The sequence below is a fragment of the Streptomyces sp. CA-249302 genome, from assembly GCF_050936785.1.
GTDB lineage: Bacteria > Actinomycetota > Actinomycetes > Streptomycetales > Streptomycetaceae > Streptomyces.
In genome coordinates this window covers 8549941-8568915 of sequence record NZ_JBNJMG010000001.1, presented here as the reverse complement: position 1 = coordinate 8568915, position 18975 = coordinate 8549941, and the positions used below count along the sequence as shown (strand labels likewise).

Sequence of the window (18975 nt, the reverse complement as noted above, 5' to 3'; positions counted from 1 at the left end):
CACAAGCCTGTCCCGCCCCCTGTCCGATTCCTTCAAGACCGCCCGCGGCCCCCCTGCCTACGGTGACCGTATGACTCCACGATTCGCCGTGATCGGCCTGGTCGCCTCCGACCTGGCTGCCTCGCTCGCCTTCTACCGCCGCCTCGGCCTCGTCTTCCCCGAGGGCGCCGAGGAGCAGCCGCACGTCGAGGCCGAACTGCCCGGCGGGCTGACCCTGGCCCTCGACACCGAGGAGACCATCCGCTCCTTCCACGCCGGGTGGCGTCCGCCGACGGGCGGCGGCAGGATCGCGCTCGCCTTCAGGTGCGCGTCGCCCGCCGAGGTCGATTCCGTGTACGAGGATCTCGTGGGCGCGGGTCACCACGGCGAGCTCAAGCCGTGGGACGCCTTCTGGGGCATGCGGTACGCGGTGGTGCACGACCCGGACGGCAACGGCGTCGACCTGTTCGCACAGCTACCCGAGTAGCCGCCCGAGCGGCACCCCCGCCAACTCCTTGACGTCCCGCGCCAGATGGGCCTGGTCGGCGAACCCGGCCCGGACCGCGGTCTCCGCGTACGGCACCCCGTCCCGGGCCAGCCCCAACGCCCGCTGGAGCCGCAGCACCCGGGCCAGCGTCTTGGGGCCGTAGCCGAAGGCGGCCAGGGAACGGCGGTGCAACTGGCGGGCGCCGAGGCCGAGTTCGTCGGCGGTGGCACCGACCGGGCGCCCTGAGTCGAGGGCCGCCACGAGGTGCCGTAGCAACGCATCGGGTGGATCGCTGTCCGCCGCCAGCCTCAACGCCAGCTCTTCGAGGGCGCGTTCGGGATCACCGGCGGCGTTCATGCGCGCGGTGAGCCGACGTACGTCGTCGGCCGGCCACAGATCGTCGAGTTCGACCCGCCGGTCACGCAACTCGTGCGCGGGCACGCCGAGCAGTGCGGGCGCGGTGCCGGGGTAGAAGCGGACGCCGACCCAGACATCGCCCGAGCCCTGGGTGACGTACGCACGGGTGTCGGGTCCGGCGACGAGCAGCCGCCCGTCGTTCCACAACAGGTCCATGCACCCGTCGGGCAGCACGCGCCCGACGCCACCCGCGGACGGCGCGTTCCGCCACACGACCGCACCGCTCAACCGGGACGGCCTTTCCCGGTACATCTAGCCCACCCGCACCCGGTGCTCCTGCGGACTGACGCCGTAAACCCTCTTGAACGCACTGGACAGGGCGAACGCGCTCCCGTACCCCACCTGCCGGGCAATCGCGTCCAACGTGGCGTCGGAGTCCCGCAGACGATCCGCGGCCAGGGCCAGCCGCCACCCCGTCAGATACGTCATCACCGGCTCCCCCACCAGGTCACTGAACCGCCGTGCCAAAGCCGCCCGGGACACCCCCGCCTTCGCCGCCAGCGAGGCGACCGTCCAAGGGTGTGCCGGATCATCCTGAACGAGCCGCAGCACCCGCCCGACCACCGGGTCCGCCATGGCTCGGTACCACGCGGGCGGCTCCGCCTCCGGGCGGGAGAACCAGGCCCTGAGCGCCGCGATGACCAGCAGGTCGAGGAGCCGGTCCAGGACGACCTCCTGGCCGGGCTCGTCGCGGACGACCTCCTCCATGAGCAGCGGGGTGAGCGGGCACTCCCACACGTCGGCGGTGAGCGTCAGCAGGGGCGGCAGCGCGTCCAGGAGCCGTCCGCTGATCTCGCCCTGCATGAGGTACGTGCCGATCAGCATCACGGTCGAGCCGCCGAGGCTGTCGCCCCAGGTGCGTACGCCCAGGTCCATGGAGCCCTTGAGGGACCGGCCGTCGGGGTGGAAGCACTGGGCGCCCGGCAGGATCAGTGCCTGCGGGGCCGTGTCGGGGTCGTCGCCGCAGGTGTACGGGTCCGGGCCGCGGGCGATCGCCAGGTCGCCGGCCCGCAGCAGCACCGGCTCTCCGGTCTCCGGCGTGATCCAGGTGTCGCCGCGCACCATGAGCATCACCGTGAGCGGGGCGCGGTCCTCGATGCGTACCGCCCAGGGCGGGTCGAAGCACGCACGGATCATGAAGGCGCCACGCGCGCGTGGGCCCTCCAGAAGGCCTGCAAGGGCGTCCATGCGACCAGCGTAGACGGGGGCGTATGGGAATGAGCCGTTCAGCGATGGTCCCTTGCCGGGCACGGCAGTTCACTGGCCGACATGACACAGAACACGCGGAACACGACGGTTGTGGTGACCGGGGCGACCGGTCGGACGGGGCGGCGCGTGGCCGATGCCGCGCGGGCCTCGGGGCTGACGGTGCGGGCGGCCTCGCGGGCACAGGGGTTCGACTGGGGGGACCGGTCGACGTGGGCGGACACGCTGCGGGGAGCGGACGCGGCGTATCTCGCGTACCCCTCGGACATCGGCGCGCCGGACGCGGCCCGGGACGTGGGACTGCTCGCGCAGGAGGCGGTCTCGCTCGGGGTGCGGCGGCTGGTGCTGCTGTCGTCGCGGGGCGAGGATCGGGCGCGGCCCGCCGAGGAGGCGCTGCGGGAGTCGGGGGCGGACTGGACGGTCGTACGGGCCGCGTGGTTCGCGCAGAACTTCAGCGAGGGCCCGCTGGTGGAAGGGTTCCGGCAGAGCGGGGAGCTGGTGTTCCCCGGGGGCGAGGTGCGCGAGCCGTTCGTCGACGTGCGGGACATCGCGGACGTGGTGGTGGGGGTGCTGGCGGCGGGTGAACGGTACGCGGGGCAGGCGGTCGCCGTCTCCGGGCCGCGGCTGCTCACCTGGGGGGAGGCGGTCGCGGAGATCGCGAAGGCGACGGGGCGGGAGCTGACGTACCGGGCCCTGTCGGCGCGGGAGTACGGGAAGAACCTGGCCGGGTTCGGGGTGCCGCCCGAGGAGGTCGAGTTCCTGGTCGAGCTGTTCGAGACGCTGCTCGACGGGCGGAACTCCTGTCTGTCGGACGGGGTCCGGCAGGTCCTGGGGCGCGAACCGCGCGACTTCACGGACTTCGCGCGGGAGGCGGCCGCCGCGGGCGCGTGGAAGGTCTAGGAGTTGTCCGGCTTGTGCGGGGGGTGCGTGCTCTTCACGTGGGTGCGCAGGCGTGAGGAGACGTCCTCCGGCGGCAGGAAGCGCGACCAGCGCTCGGGGAACTCCGAGGGCATGTCGGGGTCGTTGGGGTCGGATTCCTGGCTCGCGGCGGTGCGGGCCACGTGCTCGGCCAGCTGCGCCTCGCGCACCCGCTCGTTGGCGGCGCGGGCCGCGGCGGTCGCGGCGGCCGGCCACACCCGGTCGATCGCGGCGTTGACCGCGGCCCCGACGAGGACGGCGAACGCCGACACGCCGATCCACAGCAGCACGGCGACGGCGGCGGCGAGGGAGCCGTAGATGGTGGCGCCCTCGATGGTGTTGGTGATGTAGATGCGCAGCAGGGAGCTGCCGAGCACCCACATGGCCAGTGCCACCAGGGCGCCCGGCACGTCCTCGATCCAGGGCGAGCGCACCGGCACGGACACGTGGTAGAGCGTGGTCAGGAAGATCACGGACAGCAGGATCACCACGGGCCAGTACAGGACCTGCACCAGCGTCTCCGACCAGGGCACGATCCGTACCACCGCGTCCGGGCCCGCGACCATCAGCGGCAGCGCGATCGAGCCGATCAGCAGGCCCACGACGAACAGCAGGAACGACATCACCCGCGTCTTGACGATCCCGCGCACGCCGTCGAGGCCGTACATCACGGTGATGGTGTCGATGAAGACGTTCACGGCGCGGGAGCCCGACCACAGGGCGAACACGAAGCCCACCGAGATGACGTCGGGGCGGCCGCCCTTGACCACGTCGTGCAGGATCGGCTGCGCGATCTCGGTGACGCCCTTGTCGGACAGGACCGTGCGGGAGGCGTCCATGATGTTGCTCTGGAGGCTGCTGATGGTGTCGGTGCCGGTCCAGGAGTCCACGTAGCCGAGCAGGCCGATGAGACTCAACAGCAGGGGCGGCACGGACAGCAGCGTGAAGAACGCGGCCTCGGCGGCGAGACCCAGGATGCGGTACTCCATGCAGGAGTTCACGGTGTCCTTGAGCAGCAGCCAGGCGGTCCTGCGCTTCGAGACGTTCCTGTAGAGGGCACGCGCCCGATGGAGACGGCCGGAGGGCCGTTGCTGGGATTCACTTGCTGGCTGCACGACCTAAAGGTATCCGCCGCAGCTGAGTGCACTCATCCCCCGGCCCGGCAGCTGGTCCCATTTTTCTGTCATGTCCGCGTTGGCCGGATTGTTCTACAACCCATTTCTCCCTCTTTGTAAACAGCACACGTCGCGACCCTGATCACACATTCCGGGAGATCCAGAAATCGCCAATGAATGAAACGCCCTTGAACCGTTCATGAACTTTCCGAAAGAATTCGGACTGCATTCTTGCGCCCGCCGAGAACAGCTCAGGCGCAGATGACACGGGGGACTTCAGGGGACCACTCCCACAACTCTCACTCATTTCCGCACCATTTCGAATACCCGCGTGAACAGCGAGCGGGATTCGACCGTATTCCACTCGGGGGAATTCTCATGCCTGCTCCGCACCCGTTGACGCATACACCGTCACAGGCCCACCGAGGCGGCGCGGACTCGCCTGCGCCACGAATCGCCGGGGTGGACGCGGTCCGGGGTCTGGCGCTGCTCGGGATGTTCTCGGTCCATGTGTACGGGGCTTTCGCGGCGGACGGTTCGCCGACGCCGGCCTGGGTCTTCGCGGGCGGCCGTTCGGCGGCCGTGTTCGCGGTGACGGCCGGGGTGGGGCTCGCGTTCACGACGGGCGGGCGCCGGCCGGTGACCGACCGCGGCGCCTACGCGGCCGTGACGGCCCGCGCACTGCTCATCGGGTTCACGGGGCTGCTGCTCGGCCATGCCGCGAACGCCGCCGACCTGGACGTGGACGTGATCCTGGCGTTCTACGCCCTGCTCTTCCTGCTCGCCCTCCCCCTGCTGCGGCTGCGCCCACGCACCCTCGCCGGCCTCGCCCTGCTCTTCGCCGTCGCGGGTCCCGTCGTCCTGCACGCGCTGCACGGCGTGCTGCCCGCGCCGCCCTTCGACGGCGACCCGACGCTCGCCGACCTCGTCACGCACCCGGTCGGCGTGCTGTCCGACCTGCTGGTTCACGGCGACTATCCGGTGCTCGCGTGGCTGGCGTACCTGTGCGCCGGTCTCGCCGTGGGCCGGCTGGACCTGACCTCGAAGCGGGTCGCGCGGCGGCTGCTCGCGGGCGGTGTCGCGGTGGCGGCCGGGGCCTGGCTCGTCGCCACCCTGCTGCTGCGGGAGTTCGGCGGGCTGTGGCACCTGTGGCGGGCGGAGTTCTCGGACACGCCGTGGCGTGAGGCACGCAACGAGGTGCTGTGGGACACCCCGGACGGCTCGACCTGGTGGTCGCTGCTCTCCCGCGCCCCGCACTCGACCTCGCCGTTCGACCTGCTCCAGACCCTCGGCTCGGCGGCCGCCCTGCTCGGCGCGGCCCTGCTGCTGACCCGGTTCGCCCCCGCCCGGCGGGCCCTCGTCCCGCTCTCGGCCGCGGGCAGCATGCCGCTCACCCTGTACGTCGCCCACGTCCTGGTCCTCGCCACCGGGACCCTCGACGACTCCCCCGACCTCCTCTACGGCGCCCTGGTGACCGGGGCGCTGCTCTTCGCCGTCTGCTGGCGACGAATGGTGGGCCGGGGGCCATTGGAAATTCCTGTGGCGGCCGGGGCGAAACATGCGCGGCGGGTTGCGGAATGTCCGCGCGGTGCAACAACCGGGGGATCACCGCAACCGGGCAAGCCGCAAAACTCGTAAAGCCTGTAAAACCCGTAAGGAGTGCACGTGGTGGGAAAAATCGACACCGGCACCGAAAATGTCCTGGCCGAGGTCCTGGCCGGTGTGGTGAAGCAGGAAAGCATACCCGTCGACAGCCATTTCTTCGACGACCTCGGCGCCAACTCCCTGGTGATGGCCCACTTCTGTGCCCGGGTCAGGAAACGGCCGGATCTTCCCTCGGTCTCGATGAAGGACGTCTACGGCAACCCGACGATCCGGAGCCTCGCGGCGGCCCTCGACACGGCCCCGGCCCCCGCGCCGGCCCCCGCCGAGCCGCCGGCACCGGCACCCGAGCCCGGCAGCACCCCGCGCTATCTCCTGTGCGGCGCACTGCAGTTCCTGGTCTTCGCCGCCTACTGCGCGCTCGCCGGGATCGTCATGGGCCGGGGCTACGCGTGGATCTCCGCCGTGGACGGGGTCGTGGACGTCTACCTGCGGTCGCTGGTCTTCGGCGCCGCGGTGTTCGCCGGGGCCTGCGTGATCCCGATCGCCGCCAAGTGGCTGCTGGTCGGCCGCTGGAAGGAGACCGAGTTCCCGGTCTGGAGCCTCGCCTACTTCCGCTTCTGGACCGTCAAGGCGCTGCTGCACGCCAACCCGCTGCTGCTGTTCGCCGGCAGCCCGCTGTACGTGCTGTACCTGCGGGCCCTCGGCGCCCGGATCGGCAAGGGCGTCACGATCCTGTCGCACTCGGTGCCGGTCTGCACCGACCTGCTGACCGTCGGCGCCGGCTCGGTGATCCGCAAGGACACCTTCTTCCTCTGCTACCAGGCGCACGCGGGCCGCATCCGCACCGGCCGCGTGACGCTCGGGCGGGACGCGTACGTCGGTGAGAAGACCGTCCTCGACATCGGCACGACGATGGGCGACGGCTCCCAACTGGGCCACTCCTCCGCCCTGTACGGCGGCGCCTCGGTCCCGGCCGGACAGCGGTGGCACGGCTCGCCCGCCGTACGCACGGACGTCGACTACGTCCGCATCCCGCCGGCCCGCACCTCCACGCTGCGCCGGGCGCTGTACGGCCTCGGGGGGCTGCTGCAGATGCTGGTCGTGTACGTGCCCGTCGCGGTGGGCGGAACCTACCTGCTGCTGACGGTGGTCCCGGCCCTCGACACCCTCCTCGACCCGACCTCCGACGACCTCGGCTCGGCCGCCTTCTACGGCGAGGCGCTGGGCTTCTCCGTGGCCGCCTACGTCGGCTTCCTGCTCCTCGGCCTCGCCGCCGTGTCCGTGCTGCCGCGGCTGCTGAGCCCGCTGCTGCGCCCGGACCGGGTCTACCCGCTCTACGGCGTGCACTACTCGGTGCAGCGCGCCATCGCCCGGATCAGCAACGTGAAGTTCTTCAAGTGGCTGTGCGGCGACAGCTCGTACATCGTCCACTACCTCAGGTCCATCGGTTACGACCTCTCGCACGTCGAGCAGACCGGCTCCAACTTCGGCACCGAGGTGCAGCACGAGACGCCGCTGCTGGTGACCGTGGGCAGCGGCACGATGGTCGCCGACGGGCTTTCGGTCGTGAACGCCGACTTCTCCGGCACGTCCTTCCGGGTCTCGCGGGCGACGATCGGCGCGCACAGCTTCCTCGGCAACAACATCGCCTACCCGAGCGGCGGCCGCACCGGCGAGAACGTCCTGCTCGCGACGAAGGTGATGGTCCCGCTGGACGGCGAAGTCCGCTCGGGCGTGGGCCTGTTGGGCTCGCCGGCCTTCGAGATCCCGCGCTCGGTGGAGCGCGACAGCCGCTTCGACCACCTGCGCGAGGGCGACGAACTGCACGACCGGCTGGCCCGGAAGAACCGATACAACCTGCGCTCGATGGGCCTGTTCCTGTTCCTGCGCTGGCTGCACTGGTTCGCGCTCAGCGTGATCGGCTTCGCCGCCTTCGACCTGTACGGCGCCCATGGCACCCTCGGCGGTCTGCTGATCGGCGCGTCCCTGATCGTCGGCCTGGCGTTCTCCACCGGCTACTACGTGCTGGTGGAGCGGCTGATCACCCGCTTCCGGCCGCTCCGGCCGCGGCTGGTGTCGATCTACGACCCGCACTTCTGGTGGGTGGAGCGCCTGTGGAAGGTGCCGGACAACCACCTCGTGGTGTTCAACGGGACGCCGTTCAAGGCCTTCGTCTGGCGGCTGCTGGGCGTGCGGATGGGGCGCCGGGTCTTCGACGACGGCTGCTACATCACCGACCGGACGCTGGCCGCGATCGGCGACGACTGCACGCTCGCCGCGCACACCAAGGTGCAGGCCCACTCGCAGGAGGACGGCACCTTCAAGTCCGACCACATCACCATCGGCGCCGGCTGCACGCTCGGCACCGGATCGCTCGTGCACTACGGCGTCTCGATGGGCGACGGCGCCGTGCTCGCGCCCGACTCCTTCCTGATGAAGGGCGAGGAGATGCCGTCCGGGTCGCACTGGGGAGGCAACCCGGCGGTCGCACCGCGGCACGGCTGAACAGGAACAGAAAGAAACAGGGGGAAACTGATGGAAACGATCCCGCGGTGGACGCTCGATCCCGTACCGGGCGTCGCCGAGTACGAACTGCCGCTGCCCGAGGACCTGTCGAGGGAGCCGACCGCCCTCGCCGACGCGCACACCAAGGTCCTGGCCGCGCTGACCGGCGGGTACATGGCAGCCGCCGGTCTCGAGGACACCGGACTGCACGCCGAGTTCACCGACCACGGCACCCTGCGGCTGCGCTACCGCACCGATCTCCTGGACGCCGGGGCCGCGGCCCGGATCGCCGGCTACCACCTCACCGTGCTCACCGACCCGGACCGCGCGACCCTGCTCTCCGAGGAGGAACTCCGGTTCCAGCTGGACGACCTGGCGGGCCCGGACCGGGAACTGCCGGACCGACGGGTGCACGAGCTGTTCGAGGAGCGCGTGCTGCTGCACCCGGACGCCGTGGCCGCCGTGTCGGAGGCGGGGCAGTGGACGTACGCGGAGCTCAACTCCCGTGCGAACCGCATCGGCCGGGCGCTGCTCGCCCGCGGGCTGCGCCGCGAGGGCGTGGTCGCCGTGGTGATGGAACGCAACCTGGACTGGCTGGCGTCGGTGCTCGGCGTCCTCAAGGCGGGCGGTGTCTATCTGCCCGTGGAGCCGCACTTCCCGGCCGACCGGATCGCCCGGACCCTGGAGCGGGCCGAGTGCCGGCTGGTGCTCACCGAGCGGGGCAGCGACGAGCACCTGGGCGGAACGGTGCGCAAGCTGTTCGCGGACACCGCGTACGCCGAGGGCCATGCCGACCACGACCTCCGGCTGCCGGTCTGGCCCGACCAGCTCGCCTACATCTACTTCACCTCCGGCTCCACCGGTGAGCCCAAGGGCGCGATGTGCGAGCACGCGGGCTTCCTGAACCACGTCCTGGCGAAGATCTCCGACCTGGGGGTCGGCGCCGGGCGGACGGTCGCGCAGACGGCTCCGCAGTGCTTCGACATCTCCCTGTGGCAGCTGGTCTCGGCGCTGGTCGTGGGCGGGCGGACGCTGCTGGTGGACCAGGAGACGATCCTGGACGTGCCGCGGTTCGTGGACACGGTCGCGCGCGGCCGGGTGAACGTGCTCCAGATCGTGCCGTCGTATCTGGAGGCCGTGCTCGCCGAGTTGGGGCAGCGACCGCGCGAACTGCCCGACCTGCGCTGTGTGTCGGTGACCGGCGAGGCGGTGAAGAAGGAGCTGGTGCAGCGCTGGTTCGCCGCCCAGCCCGGCATCCGGCTCGTCAACGCCTATGGCCTGACCGAGACTTCGGACGACACCAACCACGAGGTCATGGACCGCGCGCCGGACGGCGACCGGGTGCCGCTGGGCCGGCCGGTCGCGAACGTCCGGGTGTACGTCGTCGACGAGGACCTGGTGCCCGTACCGCTGGGCGCGCCCGGCGAGATCGTCTTCTCCGGTGTCTGTGTCGGCCGCGGTTACGTGAACGACCCCGAGCGGACCAAGGCGGTCTTCACCGACGACCCGTACCGGCCCGGCGAGCGGCTGTACCGCAGCGGCGACCACGGGCGCTGGCTGCCGGACGGGAAGCTGGAGTTCCTGGGCCGGCGGGACAGCCAGGTCAAGGTGCGCGGTTTCCGGGTGGAGATCGGCGAGATCGAGAACGCGCTGCTGCGGGTGGCCGGGGTGCGCGACGGCGCGGTGGTCGTCGTACGCGGGACGCAGCTGGTGGCGTTCTGCACCGGTCCCGAGCCGGTGGGCGCCGACGCGGTGCGGGAACGGCTGGCCGTGTCGCTGCCCGAATACATGGTTCCGGCGGTCGTGCACTGGCGGGAGTCGCTGCCGCTGACCGCCAACGGCAAGACCGACCGCAAGACCCTCATCTCCCTTGCGGAGCAGCTGGATTCCGGGAGCTGTGGAGGTTCGGGCGAGCCCCGGACAGCCGGGGAGCGGCGGCTGGCCGGCGCCTGGGCCGAGGTGCTCGGCGTTCCGGTGGACCGCATCGGCCGCCTGGACCACTTCTTCGACCGCGGCGGCACCTCGCTGTCCGCGGTGAAGCTCGCGATCGCCCTGGACCGGGCGATCACGCTCAAGGACGTCACCCGCCATCCGGTCCTCGCCGAACTGGCGGACCTGCTCGACCAGCACAGTTGAAAGGAACCCGCACGATGTCGCACTCTCCGACCCTTCTTCCGGACGTGGAACCGGCCCCGGGCCGGCCACCTCTCCTGCACGCGAAGTCGGCCGACGACCCGGTGAGCTGGGCCGCCGAGCACCGCGACGCGCTGCGTGCCGCGGTCGCCGAGCACGGCAGCCTGCTGGTCCGCGGGCTGTCGCTGAACGAACCCACCGCCACGGAGGCCGTGTTCCGGCGGCTCACCGGCGGTCTGATGGCCGACCGGGAGCCCTTCGCACCCCGCCGCTCCTATGCGGACGGCGTGTACTCCTCCTCCAAGTGGCCGCCCAACCAGCAGATGTGCATGCACCACGAGCTGAGCTACTCCCTGGGCTTCCCGGGCCTGCTGCTCTTCGCGTGCCTGGTGGCGTCGGAGACCGGCGGCGCGACCGCGGTCGCCGACGCGCCGACCGTCCTCGAGGCGCTGCCGGCCGCGCTGGTCGAGCGGTTCGAGCGGGAGGGCTGGCTGCTGACCCGGACGTACAACGACGAGATCGGCGCCTCGGTCGCCGAGGCCTTCGGCACCGAGGACCGGGCGGCGGTCGAGCGCTACTGCCGTACCCACGCGATCGACTTCGCCTGGCAGGAGGACGGCTCGCTGCACACCCGGCAGCACCGCAGCGCGGTGGTCCGCCACCCGGTGACCGGGCGGCGCTGCTGGTTCAACCAGATCGCCTTCCTGAACGAGTGGACGATGGATCCCGAGGTGCGCGAGTACCTGGTCGACGTCTACGGCCCCGACGGGCTGCCCTTCAACACCCGTTTCGGGAACGGCGATCCGCTGGACGAGGGCATCGTCGCCGCGATCAACGAGGTGTACGAGGCGCACACCCTGCGCGAGCCGTGGCGCTCCGGTGACCTGCTGCTCGTCGACAACATCCGTACCGCGCACAGCCGCGAGCCCTTCGAGGGACCGCGCGAGGTGCTGGCCGCGCTCGGGGATCCCGTACGACTGACCGACTGCGCACCGACCGTCGAGGTGAGGACCGCATGACCGCAACTGCCGCACCGTCCTTCTCCGTTGTCTCCGGCGAACAGGTCGTCGAGGCCCTGCGGGGCCGCGAGCCGGAGATCGGTGAGCTCGTCAAGGCCGTGTACCGGCTGCACGGGGAGGGCGAGTCGGTGAACCCGCCGTCGTACTTCCTGCGCTTCCCGGACCGGCCCAGCTCGCGGATCATCGCGCTGCCCGCGTCGCTCGGCGGACCGCTGCGGGTGGACGGGCTGAAGTGGATCTCCAGTTTCCCGGAGAACACGAAGTCCGGTCTGCCGCGCGCCTCGGCCGTACTGATCCTCAACGACCCGGAAACCGGTTACCCGTACGCCTGTCTGGAGAGTTCGGTGATCAGCGCGACGCGCACGGCGTCCTCGGCGGCCCTCGCGGCCGACCGGCTGAGCCGCACGCGGACGCGTCCGACCCGGGTCGGCTTCATCGGCACGGGTCTGATCGCCCGCTACATCCACACCCATCTCGCGGCCACCGGCTGGGAGTTCGAGGAGACGGGCGTGCACGACCTGTCGTCGGAGAGCGCGGCGGGCTTCGGGTCCTACCTGGAGCGCACGGGGGCCGGGGGCAAGGTCACCGTGCACGACTCGCCCGAATCCCTGGTCCGGGCGAGCGACCTGATCGTGTTCGCGACGGTCGCGTCCGAGCCGTACATCCACGACCCGTCGTGGTTCGAGCACCACCCGCTGGTCCTGCACGTCTCGCTGCGCGACCTGGACCCGAAGATCCTGCTCGCGTCCGCGAACTACGTGGACGACGTCGAGCACTGTCTGAAGGCGCAGACCTCGCCGCACCTGGCCGAACAGCTCACCGGCGGGCGGGAGTTCCTCGACGGGACGCTCGACGACGTACTGACCGGGCGGTCCACCGTCCCGGCCGACCGGACGGTGGTCTTCTCGCCGTTCGGACTGGGGGTGCTCGACCTCGCGGTCGGCAGGTTCGTCCACGACGAAGTGGCCCGCAGGGGAGGGCTGCATGTCGTCGACGGGTTCTTCCACGAGCTGCGCCGGTACGGCTGACCGGCCGGGCATCGTGACGCATGAGGAGGGGGCAGCATGCCCGTCATTTCCGATCCCGTTCAATTCAACGAGAACGAGCTCTACGTCGACCTGAGGGCGGCGCTGGGGCTGCCGCTGTACCTGAAGTGTGAGGGCTTCAACTTCGCCGGCTCGATCAAGCTCAAGGCGGCCACCGAGATGGTGAACGCCGCCGAGCGGGACGGGCTGCTGCGGCCGGGTTCCGTCCTGGTCGAGTCCTCGTCCGGCAATCTCGGCGTGGCGCTCAGCGTGATCGCGGCGAGCCGGGGATACCGGTTTCTGTGCGTGACCGACGCGCGCTGCAACCAGCCGACGATACGGCTGATGGAGGCGCTCGGCAGCGAGGTGCACGTCATCGAGGAGCCGGACACGCGCGCGGGCTTCCTGGGGGCGCGGATGGCGTACGTGGCCGCACTGTGCGCGGCCGACGACAGATACGTCTGGCTCAACCAGTACACCAACCAGGGGAACTGGAAGGCGCACTACCGCACCACCGCGCCGGCGATCGCCCGCCGCTTCCCGGACCTGGACGTGCTGTTCGTCGGCGCGGGCACGACCGGGACGCTGATGGGCTGCGCGCGCTGGTTCTGGCAGTGGCGGCGCCGGGTGCGGATCGTGGCCGTCGACAGCGTCGGCTCGGTGAGCTTCGGCGGGGCGCCGGGGCGGCGGCTGATACCGGGGCTGGGCACGAGCGTGCCACCGGCGCTGCTGGACGAGTCCTACGTGGATGATCTGATCCGTGTGGACGAGACGGACGCGGTGCTGGCCTGCCGGCGGCTGGCGGCGCGGGGGTTCCTGTTCGGGGGGTCGACGGGGACGGTGGTCAGTGGGGCGGGGCAGTGGCTGGCGGAGCACGGCCATGAGGGGCTCGTGTCGGTGGCGATCGCTCCGGATCTCGGGGAGCGGTATCTGGACACGGTGTACCGGGAAGGGTGGCCGGCCGATGTGACGGAATCCGAGCCGACAACCGCGATGGCTCGGTCGGCCTGAGGTTCCGTTTCCAGGGGGCTCTGCCCCCTGGAACCCCGATCGGCCCTGAAGGGGCCTTGTCCTCGAACTCCCCCAAAGGGGGCACCCCCAGACGGGCTGAGTTGTGCCGACGGTCGCTGTGACGGGGTACGTTCGCGGCATGGCAGGCACCACGCATACCGTGACCAACCAGGCACCGCCCCTGGTCGGCTACGACGTCTACACCGCCGACCGGGTCCTCACCTCCGCCGTCGGACGGCACCTCCCCCCGGCCGTCCTCGACGAGGCGCGGGACGAGCTCGTCGCCCTGGGTCGGGCCTCCGGGTCCGCCCAGGTGCAGGAGTGGGGCGTTCAGGCCAATGAGCATCCGCCCCGGCTGCGGACCCATGACCGGTACGGCCATCGCGTCGACGAGGTGGACTTCCATCCCGCCTGGCACCGGCTGCTCGGCAAGGGTGTCGCCGCGGGGCTGACCGCCGCCTGGAACCGGCCCGGCGGGCATGTCCGCCGGGCGGCCGCGTTCCTGGTCTGGACGCAGGTCGAGGCCGGCAATCTGTGTCCGCTGTCGATGACCCACGCCGCCGTGCCCGCGCTGCGGACCGATCCCGTCCTCGCCGAGGAGTGGGGGCCTCGGCTGACCTCGGCCGTCTACGACCGTGGACTGCGGCCCGCGCGTCTCAAGGCGGGCGCCCTGTTCGGGATGGGCATGACGGAGAAGCAGGGCGGCAGTGACGTACGCGCCAACACGACGGCCGCGACGCCGCTGGCCGAGGCCGGTGCGTACACCCTGACCGGGCACAAGTGGTTCTGCTCGGCGCCCATGTCGGACGGTTTCCTGGTGCTCGCGCAGGCCGCGGACGGGCTGACCTGCTTCCTCGTCCCCCGTGTGCTGGACGACGGCTCCCGCAACGCCTTCCTCATCCAGCGCCTCAAGGACAAGCTCGGCAACCGCTCGAACGCCTCCGCCGAGGTCGAGTTCGCCGGCACCTGGGCCCGCCGGGTCGGCGAGGAGGGACGCGGGGTGCGCACCATCATCGACATGGTGGCGGCGACCCGGCTGGACTGCGTACTCGGTTCGGCGGGGCTGATGCGGCAGGCGGTCGCGCAGGCCGTGCACCACTGCACCCACCGGGAGGCCTTCGGCGCGAAGCTCGTCGACCAGCCGTTGATGCGCAACGTGCTGGCCGATCTGGCGGTGGAGTCCGAGGCGGCCACCACCCTCGCGCTGCGGCTCGCGGCCGCCTACGACGACGGCGGCGAAGAGGAGCGGGCGCTGCTGCGGATCGCCGTACCGACCGCCAAGTACTGGGTGACCAAGCGCTGTACACCGGTCGTGGTCGAGGCCGCGGAGTGCCTGGGCGGCAACGGGTACGTGGAGGAGTCGGGGCTGCCCCGGCTGGTGCGCGAGTCGCCGCTCAACTCGGTGTGGGAGGGTGCGGGCAACGTGCAGGCGCTGGATGTGCTGCGGGTGCTCCAGCGTGAGCCGCAGGCCCTCAACGCCTATCTGCGGGAGGTCGGGAAGGCGCGCGGTGCCGATCACCGGCTGGACGGCGCGATCAAGGGCCTGCTGACCGAACTGGCCGATCTGGAGGGCATCGAGGCGCGGGCCCGGCGGCTGACGGAGCGGCTGGCGCTGGTGCTCCAGGGCTCGCTGCTGGTCCGGTTCGCGCCATCCGAGGTCGCCGACGCGTTCTGCGCCGCGCGGCTCGGCGGCGACGGCGGCGCGGCCTTCGGCACGCTGCCGCACACCCTGGACCTGGCCTCCGTCGTGGAGCGGGCCCGGCCTTCCTGATCTGCGGACATGAAAGTGCGGGGGTGGTGCTGCGCCGACACGGCACCACCCCCGCCCACTGGCCCGTTCGAGGCCGCGAACGCCGCTCGGGACGGCGTTGCTCAATATTCAAACAAGCCGCGGGCGTTCACCAGGGTTGCAAGGGGTTGCAACTTGCTGCTGTCTGTGGCCGGACCATGCCCGTCCGTCAGGGACGAAAGGCACTATGAGACGGACAGTCAGGACGCACTCCGGCTCCCGTGTCCGAAACACGACGGGAAACGGTTGTCCCGAGCCCATCTTCCCGGGAGGTCCAGTGGCGCTCTCGCCGACGGACGTCACCCAGCTCGCCGCGGTCGACTCGGCGCGTGCGGCGCGGGTGCTCAGCGAGGTCCGGTCCGCCACCCTCGCGGGACAGCGCACCCCCGTCGCGCCGCGCCCGGTGATCGAGCAGTCCTGGGGCCGCATGCTGCGCAGCGGCATCGACCCCGAACGCGACCGGCGCTCGGGGCTGCTGCCCGACGACGAGGTGCGCAGGCGCCGGGACACCACCGAGCTGCGGCACGTCATGCCGGTGCTGCGCGAGGGACTCCTGTCGGTCGCGGACGTCGCCCACCACATCATGGTGGTCGCCGACGAGGACGGCCGGGTGCTGTGGCGGGAGGGCAGCCCGGCGGTGCTGCGCCGGGCCGACGGGCTGGGCTTCGAACTCGGCGCGGACTGGAGCGAGGACGTCGTCGGAACGAACGGCATCGGTACGCCGGCGGTGGTGCGCCGGCCCGTACAGGTCTTCGCCTCCGAGCACTTCGTCCGCTCGCAGACCACCTGGACCTGCACCGGCGCGCCCATCACGGACCCCCGGGACGGCCGGCTGCTCGGGGTGGTGGACGTCAGCGGACCGCTGGAGACGATGCACCCGGCGACCCTCGCCTGGGTCGACTCGGTGGCCAAGCTCGCCGAGGCCCGGCTGCGCGAGCTGCATCTGACCTCGCTGGAGCGGCTGCGCGCGGTGGCCGCCCCGGTGCTGTCCCGGCTGGGCGGCCGGGCGCTGGCGGTGGACCGGGACGGCTGGACGGCCGCGGTGACCGGGATGCCGTACACGAACCGGATGTCCCTGCCCAAGTCCCTGTCGGCGGGCCGCCGGTGGCTGCCGCCGCTCGGGCTGTGCTCGGTGGAGCCGCTGGGCGAGGGCTGGCTGGTCCGGGCCTCCGACGAACCGGTGCCGCGGGTCGCCGACCGGGTCGTCCTGGACCTGACCCAGCCGCGCCGCTGGTCGGTCACGGCGACCGGATACGCGGGTTCCTGGAGCCACGAACTGAGCCCCCGGCACGCCGAGTTGCTGTACCTGCTGGCCCTGCACCGGGACGGGCGCAGTGCGGCGGGCCTGGCCGAGGACGTGTTCGGCGACCCGGCCCGTACGGTGACCGTGCGCGCCGAGATGTCCCGAATACGGCGCTATCTCGGGGGGTTGCTGGAACACCGGCCCTACCGTTTCGCCGAGGCGGCGGAGATCGAGGTGCTGCTGCCGGCCGACCCGCACGACCTGCTGCCGCACTCGACGGCGCCCTCGGTGGTCAACGGGCGTCTGAGGGAGGAAAAGACGCCCCGAGCGTGTCCACCCCGTCTCTCCGAGTGACATCACGGGGCAAAGTCGCGCCATCTTCCGCATAATTGCAAGGTCTTCGTCCCCGTCCGCGCCGGACTGCCGTAGCATCCCTCTACGGGCCACCCCACCTGCTCCTTTGGTCAACACACGGACCAATGAACGCAGTTGGCTCGCCTCGGGAGGACGTATGAAGCAGCGTGGCAGGCACCGTCGGCAGAAGCGGGGCAAGGCGCTGCGCGCTTTCCTGGCCGGGACCGCCCTCGCACTCACCGCCGCGGCCACGATGATCAGCGCCTCGCAGGCCACGGGGAGCAAGGACGCCGACGGCGTGAAGGAGCTCGCCGGATCCGCCGCCGGATACCGGCTGCAGGAGCGGCTGGTTCCGCAGGCCACACTCGACCGGCTGTCCTCCGCCATGGGCAAGCCCGTCGGGGTGAGCGCGGTGCTCGACGACGCCGACCGCTCGCTGCGCGCCCCGGCCGACTGCACGACCGCCGACCGCTCGGTGCTGCCCGTCGTGCCGACCGCCACGCGCGCGTACTGCTGGGACGCCGCCGACACCCGCGGCTGGCAGGCCGGCGCGGTCACCACCTCCGGGGACGCCGACGACGACGGCCACTGGGGCGCGCACCGGGTGATCCTCTCCGGCTGGACCCACGACACCGGCCGGGCCTCCCGGACCGGCCTCGCCAAGGTCGCCTTCGTGAACGCCGACGACCCCACCCACCTCACCTACACCTGGGCGCTGCTCACCGTCCCGGTCGACGGCGGCCGCGACTACCGCGGGCTCGCCTCCCCCGTCTCCGGCATGGTCTGGTACCAGGGCAGGCTGCTGGTCACCACGGCCGACGGCCTGTACGTCTACGACCTGGACCGCATCCAGCGGGCCGGCGTGGACAGCGCCCGGGTCGGCAAGGTGCGCGGCGGCTGGTCGGCGTACGGCGCCCGGTATGTCCTTCCGGCCGTGGGCTCGTACCAGCTCACCGGCAAGACCCCGCGCCCGGCGGCGATCTCCCTGGACCGCAGCACCGCGCCCGACAGCCTGGTGGCGAGCGAGCGGGTGGCCGCGGACAGCGACCGGCACACCCGCCTGTGGCGCTACCCGTTCAGCAGCGACCCGGCCCGCGCCGGTCTGCTGGCCACGGACGCCTCCGGACGCGCGGTGGCGACCCAGGCGTACGAGACGAGGACGACCGACGTCAGCGGCGTCCTGTCCTACGGCCCCTACTGGTATCTGGACCGGGCGTCCGACACCCGGGACGGCCGCGGCACCCTCTGGCGGCAGAACGCGCGCGGCGCGCAGGCCACCGAGTGCGGCTCGGACGAGTCGAACCGCTGCTGGAGCGGTCAGGCGGGCTCCCTCTCCTACTGGGAGGAGTCCGGCGAGGTCTGGTCCCAGTCGGGGCGGATGCTCTACGCGCTGCCGCTCAGCTCGATCGACCGGTCCCTGGACGGCGAGGACTAGATCGCGATCGACAGACCTCCCGGGCGGATGATTCCCTGGCGGGCATGACCAACATCCCCGTGACCACCTGGTCCCTGGAGCAGACCGCGCCGACCGACGTGCTGCCGGCCGCCACGCCGGACGAGGCCGTGCGGATCGTCCGCTCCGAGGTCCCCTCCCCCGAGTTCAGCCGCTTCCTGTACGCCTCCGTCGGCGGCGACATCCGCTGGATCGACCGGCTGGGCTGGACGTACGCCCGGTGGGAGGAGCACCTCGCGCGGCCTGGCGTGGAGACGTGGGTGGCGTACGACCGGGGCACCCCCGCGGGATACGTGGAGCTGGAGCCGCAGGACGACGGGGTCGTGGAGATCGTCTACTTCGGACTGATCCCCGCCTTCCGGGGCCGCCGGATCGGCGGACACCTGCTGTCGTACGGTGCCGCCCGCGCCTGGGACCTCGCCGAGCGGTGGCCGGGGCTGGCCACGACCAAGCGGGTCTGGCTGCACACCTGCAGCCTGGACGGGGAGCACGCGATGGACAACTATCTGCGTCGGGGCTTCAAGCTCTTCGACACCAAGGTCGAGGAGGAGGCCGAGGTGGCCGCGCCCGGTCCCTGGCCCGGGGCATACCGCGCCTGACCTGCATGGACAAGACATGCGGCGACCAATGTGATCGACGACACCCTTGTCTCACATTCCGGGACAAGGATGTCCGCATCGTGGACGAAGCTGGACTGTGTCCAGATTGCCGTGCCA

The 18975-nt window shown here is 71.5% G+C and carries 15 protein-coding genes; 12 read left to right on the top strand and 3 right to left on the bottom strand.

Annotated elements, in window-relative coordinates; all coding sequences use genetic code 11:
* The first annotated feature begins 70 nt into the window (after positions 1-70).
* Positions 71-466 (top strand): VOC family protein, encoded by a 396-nt coding sequence (locus ACQEWB_RS38715; protein WP_432839604.1) that lies wholly within the window; start codon positions 71-73, stop codon positions 464-466.
* Here ACQEWB_RS38715 and ACQEWB_RS38710 read toward each other — a convergent pair.
* Both ACQEWB_RS38710 and ACQEWB_RS38705 read right to left on the bottom strand, forming a co-directional pair.
* Entirely contained in the window at positions 455-1135 is a 681-nt protein-coding gene (locus ACQEWB_RS38710) for a DUF6597 domain-containing transcriptional factor (RefSeq protein WP_432839602.1), read from the bottom strand. The genes ACQEWB_RS38715 and ACQEWB_RS38710 overlap by 12 nt on opposite strands.
* On the bottom strand, positions 1136-2071 hold the full coding sequence (locus ACQEWB_RS38705; protein WP_432839600.1) for an AraC family transcriptional regulator: 936 nt from the start codon (positions 2069-2071) through the stop codon (positions 1136-1138).
* An 81-nt stretch (positions 2072-2152) separates the two neighbouring features.
* On the opposite strand from ACQEWB_RS38705, the gene ACQEWB_RS38700 reads away from it, so the two are divergent.
* Positions 2153-2989: an NAD(P)H-binding protein gene (locus tag ACQEWB_RS38700; RefSeq protein WP_432839598.1), complete on the top strand. Its 837-nt coding sequence runs from the start codon at positions 2153-2155 to the stop codon at positions 2987-2989.
* On the opposite strand, the gene ACQEWB_RS38695 is transcribed toward ACQEWB_RS38700, so the two are convergent.
* Positions 2986-4122, bottom strand: coding sequence for a YihY/virulence factor BrkB family protein (locus ACQEWB_RS38695; protein WP_432839596.1), 1137 nt, complete (start codon positions 4120-4122; stop codon positions 2986-2988). The genes ACQEWB_RS38700 and ACQEWB_RS38695 overlap by 4 nt on opposite strands.
* 462 nt (positions 4123-4584) lie before the next feature.
* On the opposite strand from ACQEWB_RS38695, the gene ACQEWB_RS38690 reads away from it, so the two are divergent.
* From ACQEWB_RS38690 to ACQEWB_RS38645, 10 genes are all read left to right on the top strand, one after another.
* A complete protein-coding gene (locus ACQEWB_RS38690; RefSeq protein ID WP_432839594.1) occupies positions 4585-5760 on the top strand; it encodes a heparan-alpha-glucosaminide N-acetyltransferase domain-containing protein in 1176 nt (391 codons plus the stop codon).
* A 30-nt stretch (positions 5761-5790) separates the two neighbouring features.
* Positions 5791-8232, top strand: a complete 2442-nt coding sequence (locus ACQEWB_RS38685) for a Pls/PosA family non-ribosomal peptide synthetase (RefSeq protein WP_432839592.1) — start codon at positions 5791-5793, stop codon at positions 8230-8232.
* A 30-nt stretch (positions 8233-8262) separates the two neighbouring features.
* Complete coding sequence (locus tag ACQEWB_RS38680; protein WP_432839590.1) at positions 8263-10368, top strand: non-ribosomal peptide synthetase; 2106 nt, start codon at positions 8263-8265, stop codon at positions 10366-10368.
* A gap of 14 nt (positions 10369-10382) precedes the next feature.
* A complete protein-coding gene (locus ACQEWB_RS38675) occupies positions 10383-11384 on the top strand; it encodes a TauD/TfdA family dioxygenase (RefSeq protein ID WP_432839588.1) in 1002 nt (333 codons plus the stop codon).
* Complete coding sequence (gene sbnB / locus ACQEWB_RS38670) at positions 11381-12412, top strand: 2,3-diaminopropionate biosynthesis protein SbnB (RefSeq protein WP_432839586.1); 1032 nt, start codon at positions 11381-11383, stop codon at positions 12410-12412. The genes ACQEWB_RS38675 and sbnB overlap by 4 nt, the downstream gene beginning before the upstream one ends.
* Before the next feature lie 36 nt (positions 12413-12448).
* The gene (gene sbnA, locus ACQEWB_RS38665) at positions 12449-13420 is read left to right on the top strand and encodes a 2,3-diaminopropionate biosynthesis protein SbnA (RefSeq protein WP_432839584.1); all 972 of its coding nucleotides are present in this window, start codon (positions 12449-12451) and stop codon (positions 13418-13420) included.
* A 139-nt stretch (positions 13421-13559) separates the two neighbouring features.
* On the top strand, positions 13560-15191 hold the full coding sequence (locus ACQEWB_RS38660) for an acyl-CoA dehydrogenase family protein (protein WP_432839582.1): 1632 nt from the start codon (positions 13560-13562) through the stop codon (positions 15189-15191).
* Between the two features lie 295 nt (positions 15192-15486).
* The gene (locus ACQEWB_RS38655) at positions 15487-16806 is read left to right on the top strand and encodes a GAF domain-containing protein (protein WP_432839580.1); all 1320 of its coding nucleotides are present in this window, start codon (positions 15487-15489) and stop codon (positions 16804-16806) included.
* Positions 16807-16963: 157 nt separating this feature from the next.
* Positions 16964-18241, top strand: a complete 1278-nt coding sequence (locus ACQEWB_RS38650) for a hypothetical protein (RefSeq protein ID WP_432839578.1) — start codon at positions 16964-16966, stop codon at positions 18239-18241.
* 44 nt (positions 18242-18285) lie between these two features.
* On the top strand, positions 18286-18858 hold the full coding sequence (locus tag ACQEWB_RS38645; protein ID WP_432839576.1) for a GNAT family N-acetyltransferase: 573 nt from the start codon (positions 18286-18288) through the stop codon (positions 18856-18858).
* Positions 18859-18975 lie beyond the last annotated feature (117 nt).